This window comes from Thermocrispum sp. (genome assembly GCF_002919275.1).
GTDB classification, from domain to species: domain Bacteria; phylum Actinomycetota; class Actinomycetes; order Mycobacteriales; family Pseudonocardiaceae; genus Thermocrispum; species Thermocrispum agreste.
Map to the genome: position 1 here is coordinate 1 of NZ_PKFA01000039.1, position 15304 is coordinate 15304.

Genomic DNA, 15304 nt, shown 5'->3' on the forward strand with positions numbered 1-15304 from the left:
GATCAACCGGCATGGGCAACTCGTCGTCATCGAACCCGGGCAACACAGAACCCGGGCAACACAAAGGCCCCGTCCCGTCTGCCGCGGAACGGGGCCTTCCTGCTGGTGGAGGTGCCGGGAATCGAACCCGGGTCCTCTGTCGCCTCACCAGGGCTTCTCCGTGCGCAGTTCACTGTGCCTCTACTCGGCCCCACCGGTCACGTGAACAAGCCGGTGTGACGGGCCCAGCCGCTGTGACTGTCCCGCTACGCAGCCGCGGCCGCCGCGAAGCGGTGAGCCTCCTCGCTGATGCCGGCTATCGGGCCGGAGGCGCTCCCGAGCCGACAACGCTTCGCGCTCGCTCAGGCGGCGAGGGCGAAGTCGCGCTGACTTGCTTTAGTCTTGGCGCTTGTTTGTTCACGACGACGCTTACGGTGGTCAGTCGCCTGCACCGGCACGCTTCCCCTGGCTCAACGTCCAGAGTCGAAACCGTTCACCCCCTTGTCCACCGGAGTGGGTTCCTGCATCGAGTCTAACGCCCGCCACCAACCGGTTTGTTCCCGCTCACGAGTCCTCCCAGGAGAACACCCGGGCGGCGATGAACCCGACGACCACCGCGAAGGCGACGAGCACCGCGCTCGGCAGCAGGATCGCCTCCAGGCCCTCGCCGCGCACCAGCACGGCGCTCAGCCCGTCGTTGAGGTGCCGCATCGGGAAGATCATCGACAGCCCCTGCATCCACTCCGGGGTCTGGTCGATCGGGAAGAACGACCCGGACAGGAACGCCATCGGCAGGATGATCAGATTGGCCGCGCCGGACGCGGACTCCTCGGTCTTGCTGAACGAGCCCACCAGCATGCCGATGGCGAAGAACGCCAGCGTGCCCAGCGCCAGCAGCGGAATGGCCAGCCACCACTGCCCGGACAGCTGCAGGCCGAACACCGGCAGCACCGCGATCGCCACGAACACGACGGCCTGCATGAACGCCACCCCGATGGCCACCGCCAGCCGCGAACCGAGGATCGCCAGCGGCGACACCGGGGCCAGCCGGAGCCTGCGCAGCACCTGGTTCTTCCGCCACATCACCAGCGTCAACGCCGAGCCGAACACCGCCCCCATGGCGACCGCCCAGGCGAGCAGCCCCGGGGTGAGGAACTGGATCGGTTCCAGCGAGGAGTCCTCCACCTGCTGTGCGTCGACCCGGAACTGCGGTTCGACGCCGGCCGCGGCCAGGTTGGCGTTGTTGACCACCCCGTCCACCAGGCCGTTGATCACGCCTGCGGTCGTCTGGTTGCTGGCGGCGTAGCGCACCGTGACCGTCGAACCGTCGACCGCCACGAACCCGGGCAGGTCACCGGACTTCACCGCCTCCAGCGCGGCGTCGGCGTCGTCGAACTTGGTGATCTCCACCGCGCCGGTCTGCTCGAGAGCGGAGATCACCGGGCCGGAGCCGACCACGCCGAGCTCGGTCTTGTTCTCCCCGCCGTCGTTGAACAGCAGGCCGAAGATGACCAGGAACATCAACGGGAACAGGATGGTCCAGAACAACGTCGCCTTGTCCCGGATGAACCCCTTGAACGCCGCCCGCGACAGCGCCCTGAACGAATGCGACGCGGGCGGCGCGGTGGCCGTGGCCTGCCCGTCCGTGGTCTGGGTGTCCTCTTTGGCGACGGTCATGCCCGGTACTCCCTCCCCGTCAGCTCGAGGAACACGTCCTCGAGGGTGGCCGTCCGCACCTGCAGGCCGTCCAACGCCCGCCGCTCGGCCAGTGCGGTGAGTACCGGGGCAGGGGTGCGAGTGCTGATGGTCAACGACAGCTCGTCGACGCTGACCGATTCGACGCCGGGCAGCCTGCGGGCTTCCTCCTCGGCGAGGATGCCCGTGTTGAGGCTGACCCGCGTGGCCGCGTCCAGGTCGCGCACCAGCGCGGTCGGCGAGTCCAGGGCAAGGATCTTGCCGTGGTCCATGATCGCCACCCGGTCGCACAGGATCTCGGCTTCGTCGAGGTAATGGGTGGTGTAGACGATGGTCTTGCCGCGCGCCTTGATCGCCCGCAGCACGTCCCACAAGTTCCGCCGGGACTGCGGGTCCAGGCCAGCGGTCGGCTCGTCCAGGAAGACGATGTCCGGGTCGTGCACCAGCGCGCAGGCGATGGACAGCCGCTGCCGCTGACCGCCGGACAGCTTGTTGTCCGGGGTGCCGGCCTTCTCCGCCAGCCCCACCAGTTCCAGCATCTCCAGCGCACGCTCCGGCGGGCAGCCGTACAGCGCCCCGAAGGTCTCCAGCTGCTCGCGCGCGGTGAGCTTCTCGAAGAACGCCGACGCCTGCAGCTGCACGCCGATCCGCGGCAGCAGCCGCACGTTGCGCGGCCAGGGCGACTCGCCGAGCAACCGCACGGTTCCGGAGTCCGGCTTGCGCAGGCCTTCGGCGATCTCCAGGGTGGTCGTCTTGCCCGCGCCGTTCGGCCCGAGGATGCCGAAGAACTCCCCCTGGCGGACGGAGAACGACACTCCGTTGACCGCCCGCACATCGCCGTAGGACATGTGGATGTCCTCGACGACGAGGGCATCACCCGGTTTGCTGTTCATGGTGGGTGATTCTGCCCGCTTGGCGGGCGGCGGCGCATCCGGGTATCTCCCCGGGGCTGCCTCCGGGAATTTCCCGCCCCCCGGCGTCGGGCCGTCCACGGTCACGTCCGCCAGGATCGCCACCGGAATTTCCCGGACCCCCCGGGAGGGGTGGGGCTTTCCCCACCAGGAATCGGCCCGCATGCCGCATGGTCCCGCGCCGCGGAGCCGACCAGGCTGGACGCCATGAACCCGACAGCTGTGACCAACCGGATCGACGACGCAGGCCGTACCGTCACCCGGATCGAGTACGACGGCTCCCGCAGCCGCCCGCCGGTGCTCGGTGCGCTGGTCTACCTGCTGCTGAACTTCCCGCTTGGCATCGCCTGGTTCGCCGGGCTGGTCACGCTGCTGTCCCTCGGTGTCAGCACCGCGATCGTCTGGGTGGGGATCGGCGTGCTGGCCATGACCATGCTGCTGTGGTCGGCGGGTGCCCAGCTGGAACGACGCCGCGCGGAAGCACTGCTGGGCACCGTCATCGCCGACGGGCGGCGGGTGCTCCCGGACCGACCGCTCAAGCAGCGGTGGCAGGAACGGCTGCGCGACCCGCAGAGCTGGCGTGACCTGCTCTACCTGTTCGCGCTGCTCCCGCTGGGCATCGTCGAGTTCATCCTGCTGCTCGTCCCGTGGGCGCTGGGCCTGGGGTTCGCCACGCTGCCGATCCAGGTCCGCTGGCTGCCGGGCGAGCCCTGGTACTTCCCGTCCAGCGACCTGCCGTGGATCGAGGTCGGCTCCGCGTTCGAGGCCATGCCGTGGGCCGCGCTCGGCCTGGTGCTGCTGGTGTTCGCCGCCCGGTACACCCAGTGGCTGGCGGGTGTCCATGCCCGGTACGCGCGATGGCTGCTCGGCCCCCGCCCCCACGGCGCGGTGGCAGGATCGTCTGCATGACCGTCGAGCAGCAGGCGAGCTACTGGGCGCGGCAGCCGGGCGTGCTGCGGTCGCTCGCGTTCATGATCACCGGCTTCCCGCTGCGTCTCGTGCAGTTCGTGACCCTGGCGGCGCTGGTGACGGTCGGGGTGCCCGCCACGCTCCTCTGGGTGGGCATCCCGCTGCTCATGCTCGCCACCGTTCTGGTGCGCTGGTTCGGCGACAACGAACGACGGTGGGTGACGACCATGCTCGGCCGGGAGATCCCGCCCGCCGACCGGGTGCCCACCGAAGGCCGCGTCCTGCGCCGGTGGATGATCCAGCTCTCCGACCCCACCACGTGGCGGGACTTCGCCTACCTGCTGCTGATGCTGCCGATCGGGCTGCTGGAATTCGCCCTGGCCGTGATCGGCATCTTCATCGTGCCGATCGGGTTCTTCGTCGTGCCCGCCGTGGGCTGGCTGCACGCCAACCTCGCCTGCGCCCTGCTCGGCCCGGACAAGGCCCGGCGGGCTGAGGCCCGCGCCCAGCGTCTGCAGGCTTCCCGGGCGCGCGGGGTCGACGCGGCCGAGGCCGAACGCAGGCGCATCGAGCGCGATCTGCACGACGGGGCCCAGCAGCGGCTGGTCTCCGTGGCGATGACCTTGGGCCGGGCCAAGACCAAGCTCGACACCGATCCCGACGCGGCCCGCGCGCTGCTCGAGGAGGCGCACGCGGACGCCAAGCGGGCCGTGTCCGAACTGCGCGACCTGGCGCGCGGCATCTACCCGGCGGTGCTCGGCGACCGGGGCCTGGATGCCGCGCTGTCCGCGGTGGCGGCCAAGTGCCCGGTGCCGGTCACCGTCGAGGTGCAGCCCGACCTGATGGACAACCGTCCGCCCGACGCGGTGGAGACCACCGCCTACTTCATCGTCTGCGAGGCGCTGACCAACGTCGCCAAGCACGCCGAGGCCACCAAGGCCGAGGTCGCGGTGTGGCGGGAGGACGACAAGGTCGTGGTGCAGGTGACCGACGACGGCCGCGGCGGGGCGCAGATCCGCGAAGGCGGTGGCCTGGCCGGGCTCGCCGACCGCGCGGCCACCATCGACGGGGTCGTCACCGTGCTCAGCCCTTCGGGTGGACACAGCGGAAGCGGGACGGTGCTTCGTGCGGACCTGCCGTGCTCCTGGTGAGCGGCCGCTAGAGTGCGATGGCATGCGGGTCGTGATCGCCGAGGACGCCGCCCTGCTGCGCGAGGGAGTACAGCGGCTGCTTGCCGATGCCGGAATCGAGACCGTGGCGGCGGTCGGCGACGGCGAGAAGTTCCTGGCGGCCGTGCAGGAGCACAGGCCGGATCTGGCCATCGTGGACGTGCGCATGCCGCCGACCCACACCGACGAAGGGCTGCGCGCCGCGCTCCGCGCCCGCGAGCTCGTCCCCGGCCTGCCCGTGCTGGTGCTGTCCCAGTACGTCGAGGAGCGCTACGCGGTGGACTTGATCTCCGGTGGCACCGGAGGCGTGGGCTACTTGCTCAAGGAGCGGGTCGCGGACGTGGACGAGTTCATCGACGCCGTGCGCCGGGTCGGCCGCGGCGGCACGGTGTTCGACCAGGAAGTGATCGCGCAGCTGATGACCCGGGGCAGGCGCAACCCGCTGGACGAACTGACGCCGCGGGAACGCGAGGTGCTGGAGCTGATGGCGCAGGGATTGTCCAACTCCGCCATCGCCAGCAAGCTCGTCGTCTCGCACGGCGCGGTGGAAAAGCACATCGGCAACATCTTCGCCAAGCTCGGCCTGGACGGTTCGGGCGACGAGCACCGCAGGGTGCGGGCCGTGCTCACCTACCTCGAGCGCCGTTGAGCAGCGCCTTGGGCGTCTCGTAGAGCACTGCTCGCAGGAACGGCTCGCCCAGCCGCTCGTCCGCGTCCGCCCACTGCGCGATGGCACGCAGCTGCGTCGCGTACGGGTACGGGATGTTCGGAAAGTCCGTGCCCAAGGCGACACGATGCGGGACGTCCGCCAGCCGCGCGGCCCAGTCCGCCGGCAGCTTCATCAGGCGCTCGCTGAACGGCGTGCCGACCATCGTGGTGTCCAAGTACACGCGGGGATAGCGCTCCAGCAGCGCCAGCGCCCGGTCGAACTCCGGCATGCCTGCGTGCGCAAGCACCGCGGTGAGCCGCGGATGCTTGGCCAGCACCTCGGCGAAGACGTCCACCCCGGTGTACTCGCCGCGCAGCGGGCCGTGACCACAGTGCACGACGACCGGCACCCCGGCGTCCGCCAGCATGCCCCAGGCCGGATCGAGCACCGGGTCACGCGGATCGAAGGCGCCGACTTGGACGTGCACCTTCACGCAGCGCGCACCGGCGCGCACAGCTTCCTCGACGTAGCCGGACACATCCGGTTCCGGATACAGCGTGGCGGTCGGCACCGCGTCCGGCACCTCCTCGGCGAACTGGCGCACCCACTCGTTCAGCCACCGCGCCATGCCCGGCTTGTGCGGGTACACCAGCGGCGCGAACCGCTCGACGCCGAACTGGCGCAGCATCGCCAGCCGCCGCTGCTCGGTGTGGCGGTACCAGACCGGCCAGGAGACGCCGTAGTGCCGCTCGGCTTCGTCGAAGTACGCCCAGACCTTGCGCATCACCCGCTGCGGCAGGAAATGCACGTGGATGTCGACCAGCCCGGGCAGCCCGAGTTCCCGCGCCCAGCCGGCGATCACGCCGTCGGAAGCAGGACCGAACCTCACCGCCTGCCGTACCGTCCCTTCGCCGCGCGCCCCATCACCTTGGCGACCTCCCGCTGGGCGTCCCGCTTGGCGATGTCGTGCCGCTTGTCGTAGGCCCGCTTGCCGCGCGCCAGCGCGAGCTCCACCTTGACCTTGCCGTCCAGGAAGTACAGCGACAGCGGCACCAGCGACAGCCCGCTCTCCCGGGTCTTGCCGATCAGCTTCTCGATCTCCCGCTTGTGCAGCAGCAGCTTGCGGTTGCGGCGCACGTCGTGGTTGGTCCACGTGCCGTAGGTGTACTCCGGGATGTGCACGTTGCGCAGCCAGACCTCGCCGTCGTCGACCGTGGCGAACGCGTCGGTCAGCGACACCTTGCCCGCCCGCAGGCTCTTCACCTCGGTGCCGACCAGCACGATCCCGGCCTCGTAGGTGTCCAGGATCTCGTAGTTGTGCCGCGCCTTGCGGTTGGTCACGATGACCTTGCGACCCCGTTCCTTCGGCATTGCTCCAGCCTAACGATCGCCGCGACGCGTCAATGCCGCACGTACAGCCGCAACGTCACGTAGCCGACCAGCGCCGAGATCACCATCGAGGTGATCATCAGGATCGGGCCGACCACCACCGCGGTGTACAGCGCGTCGGGGAAGCGCAGCAGCCCTTGGATCTGCTCCTCGAACGCATCCGGCACGAACAACGGCGGGATGATCAGCAGCCCGGCGATGGCGATCACCGCGCCGATCAGCCCGGCGAACATCGCCTCGAGCAGGAACGGCAGCTGGGTGTACCAGCGGGTGGCCCCGACCAGGCGCATGATGCTCACTTCGGTGCGCCGAGTGAACGCCGACACCTGGATCATGTTCGCGATCAGCAGCAGCGCGGCGATCAACAGCACCACGGAGATGACGAACGCGCCGTTGCGGAACAGGTTCAGCCCTTCCACCAGCCGGTCGACGTCCTCGCCGCCGTCGTGGATCTTGTCCACGCCCGGCTGGTTGGCGAACTCCTGCACGATGGCCGCGGAACGCTGCGGGTCGACCAGCCGCACGTCGAGTGACGCGGGCAGCGCGGTCGGCGAGAGCAGCTCGAGCATCTCCGGGTCCTCGGCGAACAGCTCCCGCGCCTTCTCCACCGCCTCCTTCTGGCTGGTGAAGACCACGTCGTCGACCGCGGGGTGGTTCTGCAGCGCCTGCTGCAGCGCCGCGCACTGCGGGTTGGTGGTGCACTGCTCGGCGTTGCGGCTGATGTCCTTGTTGAGGAAGATCCGCACCTCGAGGTCGTCGATGAAGTTCTGCTCGGTGCGGTTCACCGTCTCGGTGAACAGCAGGCCGGCGCCGAACATCATCAGCGAGATGGCCGTGGTGAGAATCATCGCGATGGTCATCGTGACGTTCCGGCGCAGGCCGGTGACGACCTCGCTGAAGACGAACTGGGCGCGCATCTGACGGACTGTCCTCGGTAGGGGTCGGTAGGTGGGAACTACAGGTCTATGCCGTACACACCGCGGGCGTCGTCGCGAACCACACGGCCCTGATCGAGCTCGACCACCCTGCGGCGCATCGAGTCCACGATCGTCTGGTCGTGGGTGGCCATGACGACCGTGGTGCCGGTGCGGTTGATCCGCTCCAGCAGCAACATGATGTCCTGGCTGGTGTCCGGGTCCAGGTTCCCGGTCGGCTCGTCGGCCAGCAGCACCAGCGGCCGGTTGACGAACGCGCGGGCGATGGCCACCCGCTGCTGCTCACCGCCGGACAGCTCGTGCGGCATCCGGTCCGCCTTGCCCTCCAACCCGACGAGCTCGAGCACTTCCGGCACCACCTTGCGGATGGTGTGCGCGGGCTTGCCGATGACCTCCAGCGCGAAGGCCACGTTCTCGAACACCGTCTTGTTGTTCAGCAGCCGGAAGTCCTGGAACACGCAGCCGATGGTCTGCCGCAACCGGGGGACCCTGCGGCGGGCCAGCTTGACCACGTCGTAGTTGGACACGAAGACCCTGCCCTTGGTCGGCACTTCCTCCCGCAGCAGCAGCCGCAGCAGGGTGGACTTGCCCGACCCGGACGGCCCGATGATGAACACGAACTCGCCCTTGTCGATGTCCACCGACACCGAGTCCAGGGCGGGCCTGGACGAGGTCTTGTAGAGCTTGGTCACGTTCTCCAGCCGGATCACAACGGGCAAGCCTACGCCATCGGTTCGTCAAGCCCCGGTTACCCGGGAACGCCGGTGTTGCGATTCACGGGTGACCGGGTGAACACCAGCGGAGCAGGGCACGTGCTCTTTACCGAAGACGCGGTGAACAGGGCAGGAATTGACGATGCGCGCCAAGCAGCCACGGGTACGGTTCGGGATGCGAACCCTCGGCATTGCGGCGGCCACGGTGGCCGCCGCCGTCTCCGCCGCGGTGCCCGCGACCGGTCCGGCCGATTCCACCTCCACCAACGGTGCCCCGACGGTCGGGGTCGTGGAGTACAACCTGGGCGACGACGCGTTCACCGATCGCCACTGGCTGCACGGGTTCGGCGAGATGCGCGCGGTCGTCCACTATCCGGAGAAGCTCACCAGGGACAAGGGCACGGCCAAACTTCCGGTGGTCGTGCTGCAGCACGGCAACCAAGTGCCCTGCTACAGCCTCGACGCCGCTGACCGCACCTGGCCGTGCCCCAGGGGCGTCGAGCCGTATCCCAGCAATCGCGGACTGGACTACCTGGGGGAGGCCCTGGCCACGTCCGGCTTCGTGGTGGTGTCGCCCAGCGCGAACGGGATCAACAACTTCATGGGCGCGGCGAGCCAGAACGCCCGCATGATCGCCGCGCACCTGCGCCTGTTGCAACAGCTGAGCACCACCGGCGGCGGTCCGCTCTCCGGCGCGTTCACCGATCCGGACACCGGATTGCCGAAGGCGGTGGACTTCACCGGCGTGCTGGACCTCAGCCGGGTCGGCGTGCTCGGACATTCCACCGCCGGAGAGGCCGCGATGTACCTGGCGTCGGAGGACAACCGGCACGAGCTGCCCGCAGGGGTCAGCATCAAGGGTGCGCTGTCGCTGGCGTCCCCCGCGCCGTCCGGGTTCTTCTCCACCTTGGTCACCGACGAACCGATCGCGGTGGTCTCCTCCGGCTGCTGGTCGCGCGGCAACGAGATGTACTTCCAGCAGGCCAGGGCCTACGGCGGGAAGCGAGGCTTCCTGCTCCGGGTACGCAAGGCCAACCACAACTTCTACAACACCGAGTGGACCGTCGGCCCTGGCCCGACCGACGGCGACGACAGCGGATGCCCTGCCGCCAAGGGCCGGCCCACCGCGGAGGACCAGCGACAGCTGGCGGCCACCTACGCACGCGCGTTCTTCCGCTACGCGCTCTACGACGACTACTCCGGCCTGCCGATCCTGACCGGAGACGAACCGGCCGGTGACGTCGAGACCGACGTCGAGACGTACTGACCGGGCTACTCGGCCTGACGTATCGACCGGGGCTACTTGGCCTGCGCCGCGGCGTTCTTCTTGCGCCAGCGGATCCCCGCCTCCAGGAAACCGTCCAGGTCGCCGTCCAGCACGCTCGCCGGGTTGCCGACCTCGTAGTCGGTCCGCAGGTCCTTGACCATCTGGTACGGGTGCAGCACGTAGGAGCGCATCTGGTTGCCCCAGCTGGAGCCGGAGTCCTTCAGCGCGTCCAGCTCGGCCCGCGCCTCCTCCCGCCGCCGCTGCAGCAGCTTGGCCTGCAGCACTTTCATCGCGGCCATCTTGTTCTGCAGCTGCGACTTCTCGTTCTGGCAGGACACCACGATGCCGGTCGGCAGGTGCGTCAACCGCACCGCCGAGTCGGTGGTGTTCACGCTCTGCCCGCCCGGCCCGGAGGACCGGAACACGTCCACCCGGATGTCCTTCTCCGGGATGTCGATGTGGTCGACCTCCTCGACCTCGGGCAGCACCTCGACGTGCGCGAACGACGTCTGGCGCCTGCTCTGGTTGTCGAACGGCGAGATGCGGACCAGCCGGTGGGTGCCCTGCTCCACCGAGAGCGTGCCGTAGACGTAGGGAGCGGTGACCTTGAACGTGGCGGACTTGATCCCGGCTTCCTCGGCGTAGGAGATGTCGTACACCTCGGTCGGGTAGTTGTGCCGCTCGCACCAGCGCAAGTACATGCGCAGCAGCATTTCCGCCCAGTCGGCGGCGTCCACTCCCCCGGCCTCGGCGCGGATCGTCACCACCGCGTTGCGGTCGTCGTACTGGCCGTCGAGCAGCGTGCGGACCTCCAGGCCGCCCGCGTCCTTGGCCAGCTGCTTCAGCTCCTGCTCGGCCTCGGCCAGGCTGCCGGCATCGCCTTCGTCCCGAGCCAGCTCGTAGAGGACCTCCAGGTCCTCGAACCGCCGACGCAAATCGGTGATCTGCCGCAGCTCGGCCTGCTTGCGGGACAGCGTGCTGGTGACCTGCTGGGCCCGCTCCTGGTCGTCCCACAGCGACGGGTCGGACGCCTCGCGCTCCAGGTCGGCCACCTCGGCGCGCAGCGCGTCGAGGTCCATCACGGCCTCGATCTGCGTCAGCTTGCCCGCGATGTCCTTGAGCTCGGCTTCGAAGTCGATACCACTACTCACAACGCACCAGGTTACCGGGACGTCGCAGACGCCACCGGCGGGCTGGAGCTGAGCGCGTCCACCAGCTTCAGTGCGGCGTTGGCGTGCGCTTGGGCGAACGCCGCCACCGCGCGCGCGGTCTCGTCCCCCGTGGCCCGTGCCGTCCTGGCCGCGGACTTGGCTTGAGCGATCGCTTCCTGGTAGTGCGCGCGCACTTCGTCGACCACCGCCGCCCGCTGCCGCCCGGTCAGCCGGTGCGCGTTGACCAGGCGCAACAGCATGGTGCTGCGCAGGTGGTCGGCCGCCGCGGCGGACTTGAGCCACTGCTTGAATGCCGTCCGCCCCGCGGGCGTGAGCACGTACTGCTGGCTGGCCCGCGCTCCGCGCTTGCCCGGCCGCACCAACCCGGCCCTGGCGAGCTCGGGCAGCTCGCGATACACCTGGCTGCGGGTGACGCTGAAGAACGCGCCGTACCGTTGCCTGGCGGCCGCGACCAGCTCGCCACCGGTGGCCGGGCCGTCGTGCAACAGCCCGAGCACCGCGGCGGAGGTGGCGTTCAGGTCGGTCACGAGATCACCGTGCCACCGGTCACCACCGATGTCCACCGGACGGACGTCGCCGACAGCCGTACCCGACGGAAATCCACTGTGGAGGGACGCTTCCGGCACGCCCGCGGTGCCGGAACGGTCACGACGGGTACGTCACCGGTAGTCGGCCACCCACTCCGCTGAGCGCCGCCACAGTTCTTCCGCCAGCTCGGTCGTCGCGTGTTCGCTGGGCTCCTTCGGCGCGCAGTCCGCGTAGTAGCGGCCGGACTCCCCGGCCAGCTCGGGCGCCGTGGCGCAGTGCACCGAGGTGGCCGCACCGGCCTCGGTCGACCGCATGAACAGCTTCATGATCGGGCGGATCGGCCACGGCACGCCGCGCCAGACGTCGGACGCCACCATGCCGGGGTGCACCGCGTAGGTGGTCACCCCGGTGCCGTCCAGTCGCCTGGCCAGCTCCTGACTGAACACCACGTTGGCCAGCTTCGACACGGTGTACTCCGGCAGGCCGGTGCGGCTGGCCGTCGGGCGGCGCACCGCGGCGAAGTCGATCCCGCGCGCGGCGAAATGCGCGTCGCTGGACACCGTGACGACGCGCGCGGGAGCGCTGTCCTTCAACCGGTCCAGCAGCAGCTCGGTCAGCAGGAAGTGGCCGACGTGGTTGATGCCGAACGCCAGCTCGAACCCGCTGGCCGTGAGGCCCCGTTGGCCACCGACCCCGGCATTGTTCAGCAGCACGTGCAACGGCTTGTCGTCGCCGAGGAACTCCAGGGCGCACGCCCGCACGGACGTCAGATCGGCCAGGTCCAGCCGCAGGAAGCGCGGCCGCCGTCCGGTGATCGCGGTGATCTGCTCGACGACCGGGCGTGCGCGTTCCTCGCTGCGGCACGCCAGGTAGAGGTCGGCGCCGCGCCTGGCCAGCTGGACCGCAGTGGCCCTGCCGATCCCGGTGTTGGCGCCGGTGATCAGCACGACCCGGCCGGACAGGTCACCGGAGACGTTCTCGTCGGACACACCCACCTCGCTTCCCGACGTCATAGGCTGGCCCGCACCAGCCTATGGTCATCGCACATCGCCTCGTGGAGGAGAACGGGGATGAGCACGCCCAGCGAACGCAGGCAGGCGATCGACGAGTGGGTGGCACGCACCGAGCGACGGGCACAGGCCTATCGCGACCTGGCCGCGGAGATCACCACGATCGCTGCCACCGCGGCGTCGCCACGCGGGGTCGCGCGGGTCACCACCGATCAGGCGGGCCTGGTGACCGGCATCCAGATCCTGGACGCACACCGGCAGCTGAGCGGCGACGAGCTGGCCAGGGAGATCATGACGGCGATGCGCAGCGCACAGTCCCGCGTTCAGCAGCAGGTGCTGGACCGGGTACGCGAGCACCTGGCCGACGATCCCGAGGCCGCGGCTTCCGTCGCCGACCAGTACCGCCGCCGGTTCGGTGCCGAGGGCGCGCCCAGGCAGCAGAACGGGCCCGCGCGCTCGGACGCCGACGACGAGGGATTCGGCAGCGTGTTCGACGACTGACGAGGCTGGGCAGGCTCCGGGCGGCGCGCGCCGCGGTCACAGCTCCTGCAGGATCGCGTTCAGCAGGTCGCGGGTGCGGCGCGGGTCCAGCGCCTGGACCGACACCCGGTCCATCACCGCCAGGTAGTTGTCGATGTCCTGGCGCTTGTCCAGGTAGAGCGCGCTGGTGAGCTGCTCCAGGTACACCACGTCCGGCAGCTCCGACTCCGGGAACCGGAGGATGGTGAACGACCCACCGGACGCCGCGTGGCCGCCCACCGAGTACGGCAGCACCTGAATGGTGACGTTCGGACGCCTGGACATCTCCACCAGGTGCTCGATCTGGCGGCGCATGATGGCCCTGCCGCCGATCGTGCGGCGCACGGCGCCCTCGTCGAGAACCGCCCACAGGTTCGCCGGCCCGGCCTGCCTGGTCAGGATCTCCTGGCGGCGCATGCGCACCGCGAGCCTGTCCTCACCCTTCTCCGGACCGTCCTCGCTGTGCGCGGACTGAATGACCGCGCGGGCGTACTCCTCCGTCTGCAGCAGGCCGGGAACGAACTGCGCCTCGAAGCAGCGGATGATCTTCGCGGCCTGCTCGAGCCCGACGTACGTCTCGAACCAGTCCGGAAGCGACTCGTCGTACTTGTGCCACCAACCGCGCTCCTTGGCCCGCCTGGCCAGCGTGACGAACGACTCGACCTGCATCGGGTCGGTGACCCCGTACAGATACAGCAGGTCGCGGATGTCGCGCTCCTTGAAGCTGACCCGGCCGCATTCCATCCGGCTGATCTTGGAGTGCGACGCACGGATGGCTTCCCCGGCCGTCTCGCGGGACACGCCCGCGGCCTCCCGCAGCCGACGCAGCTGCGCGCCGAGCGCCATCCGCAGCACGGTAGGCCCACCACCGACAGCGGCCATGGACACCGGCTCGATGCCCTTCACCGCGAAGTGATCGTCCGGTTGGGCGAGAACCATGAAGCGACCCTCCGTCGTTGAACGCACACAGTGTGCCATGACCCCCTGCCAGCACGGCAACCCCACCGAACGGTGCCGAACCAGGGTCACCCGAATAGCGGATTGATTATTGTCAGTCGACGGCCGCGCCGTCGGCCGCCACGGCAAAGATCGCCTGCCCGTTCGCGCTCGGGCCACTCCGTCCAGCACATCGTCGAACCCGACATCCTGGTCGTCTGCCGGTTCGCGCGCGAGCCGCTCACTGCTTCGGCGCACTCGCCACACGCGTGGTTTCTCCCCGCCGCCGCGGTGTGGTTTCGCCCCTCGCCACACGCGTGGTTTCGCCCCCCCGCGACGCCGTCGAGGGCACGCCTTCCTGCCCTGTTCGCCCGCCGAACGCCGCACGTCACGGGCCACGCGACGGATCGTTGACAGCGCCGTGACTCAATTGCGATTGCCGATGCACTTGCACCGAGAGTTGATCTCCGGCCACAGTAAGTGCTGGCAACGAAGCCGTGCGAGAATCACAGCCCGAATCGGACAGCACCACCGCACCGGACGTGCCGACAAGACGGGGGGCGCAGCGCACCATGACCACCGAGGACCGCGCCGACGTATCGATTCCGCTCGATCGGCCGACGGCCGCCCGTGCCTACGGCTGGCTCCTCGGCGGCAAGGACAACTTCGCCATCGACCGGGAGCTGACGTTCCAGATTCTCGAGGGATTCCCCGAGGCACTGGACGTGGCCAGGGAGAACCGGAAGTTCCTGTACCGCGCGGTGCGCTTCCTGGTCGAGGAAGTCGGCATCTCCCAGTTCCTGGACCTCGGCTGCGGCCTGCCGACGAACCAGAACGTGCACCAGGTCGCCCAGAAGTTCAATCCGGACGCGCGCGTGGTGTACGTGGACAACGACCCGATCGTGCTGGCGCACGGCCGCGCCCTGCTGGCCGACAACGACAACACCACGGTGATCACCGCCGACTTCCGGGAGCCGGAAGCGGTGCTGGAGCACGAGGAGACGAAGCGGCTGATCGACTTCTCGCAGCCGCTGGCGATCCTGTTCCTGTCCATCGGCCACCACTTGAAGGACGTCGACGACGTCGGCAAGGGCGCCAGGTACGCACTGCGCCACATCATCGACGACATCGCCGTCCCCGGCAGCTGCCTGGCCGTCACCCAGGTGGCCTGTGACGATCCGGCGCTCGGCGCGGTCATGAGCGAGCAGTTCAATGCGGCGGGCATCCCGTGGCAGACCCGCACACCGGCGGAGTTCGACGAGCTCATGGCAGGGCTGGAGCCGGTGGAGCCCGGCCTGGTCGACATCAAGCACTGGCGGCCGGACCCCAACCAGCCGGAGCTGGACCCGGTGCCACCGGAGCTGTATCAGTACGTCGGCGCCGCCGAGCGCAACAAGAACATCTACGAGTACGGCGGCGTGCTGCGCAAGCCGTAGCGAGGGACCCCCTGCACTGTCCGGACCGCCCGACCCACCGCCGCGCTGATCGCCCCGTCCGGGCACCGGCGGAGGGTTCCGTACGCC

General features: G+C 69.4%; 16 protein-coding genes and 1 other RNA gene. 6 read left to right on the forward strand and 11 right to left on the reverse strand.

The window, feature by feature from the left end; genetic code table 11:
* Window positions 1–103: 103 nt before the first annotated feature.
* The 3 genes from ssrA to CXP56_RS08560 all read right to left on the reverse strand — a co-directional run bounded on the left by ssrA (window position 104) and on the right by CXP56_RS08560 (window position 2567).
* Window positions 104–480: a transfer-messenger RNA gene (gene ssrA / locus CXP56_RS08550) on the reverse strand.
* A gap of 63 nt (window positions 481–543) precedes the next feature.
* The gene (locus CXP56_RS08555) at window positions 544–1656 is read right to left on the reverse strand and encodes an ABC transporter permease (protein WP_038044557.1); all 1113 of its coding nucleotides are present in this window, start codon (window positions 1654–1656) and stop codon (window positions 544–546) included.
* Entirely contained in the window at window positions 1653–2567 is a 915-nt protein-coding gene (locus tag CXP56_RS08560) for an ABC transporter ATP-binding protein (protein ID WP_286900667.1), read from the reverse strand. Before CXP56_RS08560 ends, CXP56_RS08555 begins: the two co-directional genes overlap by 4 nt.
* A 225-nt stretch (window positions 2568–2792) precedes the next feature.
* On the opposite strand from CXP56_RS08560, the gene CXP56_RS08565 reads away from it, so the two are divergent.
* Genes CXP56_RS08565 through CXP56_RS08575 form a run of 3 tightly spaced genes read left to right on the forward strand, consistent with a single transcriptional unit; the run spans window position 2793 to window position 5312 of the window.
* Window positions 2793–3494 (forward strand): sensor domain-containing protein, encoded by a 702-nt coding sequence (locus tag CXP56_RS08565; protein ID WP_084609001.1) that lies wholly within the window; start codon window positions 2793–2795, stop codon window positions 3492–3494.
* Complete coding sequence (locus CXP56_RS08570; protein WP_286900668.1) at window positions 3491–4645, forward strand: sensor histidine kinase; 1155 nt, start codon at window positions 3491–3493, stop codon at window positions 4643–4645. The genes CXP56_RS08565 and CXP56_RS08570 overlap by 4 nt, the downstream gene beginning before the upstream one ends.
* 22 nt (window positions 4646–4667) lie before the next feature.
* Window positions 4668–5312 (forward strand): response regulator transcription factor, encoded by a 645-nt coding sequence (locus tag CXP56_RS08575; RefSeq protein WP_028846817.1) that lies wholly within the window; start codon window positions 4668–4670, stop codon window positions 5310–5312.
* On the opposite strand, the gene CXP56_RS08580 is transcribed toward CXP56_RS08575, so the two are convergent.
* The 4 genes from CXP56_RS08580 to ftsE are packed head-to-tail and all read right to left on the reverse strand — an operon-like array spanning window position 5290 to window position 8346.
* Window positions 5290–6201, reverse strand: a complete 912-nt coding sequence (locus tag CXP56_RS08580; protein WP_038044559.1) for an amidohydrolase family protein — start codon at window positions 6199–6201, stop codon at window positions 5290–5292. The two genes, CXP56_RS08575 and CXP56_RS08580, sit on opposite strands and share 23 nt — an antisense overlap.
* Window positions 6198–6683, reverse strand: coding sequence for an SsrA-binding protein SmpB (gene smpB, locus CXP56_RS08585; protein ID WP_028846818.1), 486 nt, complete (start codon window positions 6681–6683; stop codon window positions 6198–6200). The genes CXP56_RS08580 and smpB overlap by 4 nt, the downstream gene beginning before the upstream one ends.
* Window positions 6684–6712: 29 nt before the next feature.
* Window positions 6713–7618: a permease-like cell division protein FtsX gene (ftsX, locus tag CXP56_RS08590; RefSeq protein WP_028846819.1), complete on the reverse strand. Its 906-nt coding sequence runs from the start codon at window positions 7616–7618 to the stop codon at window positions 6713–6715.
* 38 nt (window positions 7619–7656) lie between these two features.
* Window positions 7657–8346, reverse strand: a complete 690-nt coding sequence (ftsE, locus tag CXP56_RS08595) for a cell division ATP-binding protein FtsE (RefSeq protein WP_028846820.1) — start codon at window positions 8344–8346, stop codon at window positions 7657–7659.
* Window positions 8347–8491: 145 nt separating this feature from the next.
* Here ftsE and CXP56_RS08600 point away from each other — a divergent pair, with 145 nt between their 5' ends.
* Window positions 8492–9616 carry an alpha/beta hydrolase gene (locus CXP56_RS08600; protein WP_286900670.1) on the forward strand — a complete coding sequence of 375 codons (1125 nt, stop codon included), beginning with the start codon at window positions 8492–8494 and terminating at the stop codon, window positions 9614–9616.
* Between the two features lie 32 nt (window positions 9617–9648).
* Here CXP56_RS08600 and prfB read toward each other — a convergent pair whose 3' ends face one another.
* The 3 genes from prfB to CXP56_RS08615 all read right to left on the reverse strand — a co-directional run bounded on the left by prfB (window position 9649) and on the right by CXP56_RS08615 (window position 12305).
* Window positions 9649–10755, reverse strand: a complete 1107-nt coding sequence (gene prfB / locus CXP56_RS08605; RefSeq protein ID WP_038044635.1) for a peptide chain release factor 2 — start codon at window positions 10753–10755, stop codon at window positions 9649–9651.
* Between the two features lie 23 nt (window positions 10756–10778).
* Entirely contained in the window at window positions 10779–11306 is a 528-nt protein-coding gene (locus CXP56_RS08610; RefSeq protein WP_038044637.1) for a PadR family transcriptional regulator, read from the reverse strand.
* Window positions 11307–11447: 141 nt separating this feature from the next.
* Window positions 11448–12305: an SDR family oxidoreductase gene (locus CXP56_RS08615; RefSeq protein WP_169725217.1), complete on the reverse strand. Its 858-nt coding sequence runs from the start codon at window positions 12303–12305 to the stop codon at window positions 11448–11450.
* A gap of 81 nt (window positions 12306–12386) precedes the next feature.
* Here CXP56_RS08615 and CXP56_RS08620 point away from each other — a divergent pair, with 81 nt between their 5' ends.
* Window positions 12387–12827: a YbaB/EbfC family nucleoid-associated protein gene (locus CXP56_RS08620; protein ID WP_028846824.1), complete on the forward strand. Its 441-nt coding sequence runs from the start codon at window positions 12387–12389 to the stop codon at window positions 12825–12827.
* Between the two features lie 36 nt (window positions 12828–12863).
* On the opposite strand, the gene CXP56_RS08625 is transcribed toward CXP56_RS08620, so the two are convergent.
* A complete protein-coding gene (locus CXP56_RS08625) occupies window positions 12864–13784 on the reverse strand; it encodes a Sco1979 family transcriptional regulator (RefSeq protein ID WP_286900673.1) in 921 nt (306 codons plus the stop codon).
* Between the two features lie 569 nt (window positions 13785–14353).
* Between CXP56_RS08625 and CXP56_RS08630 the strand changes: the two genes are divergently transcribed.
* Entirely contained in the window at window positions 14354–15217 is an 864-nt protein-coding gene (locus CXP56_RS08630) for an SAM-dependent methyltransferase (RefSeq protein ID WP_286900674.1), read from the forward strand.
* Window positions 15218–15304 lie beyond the last annotated feature (87 nt).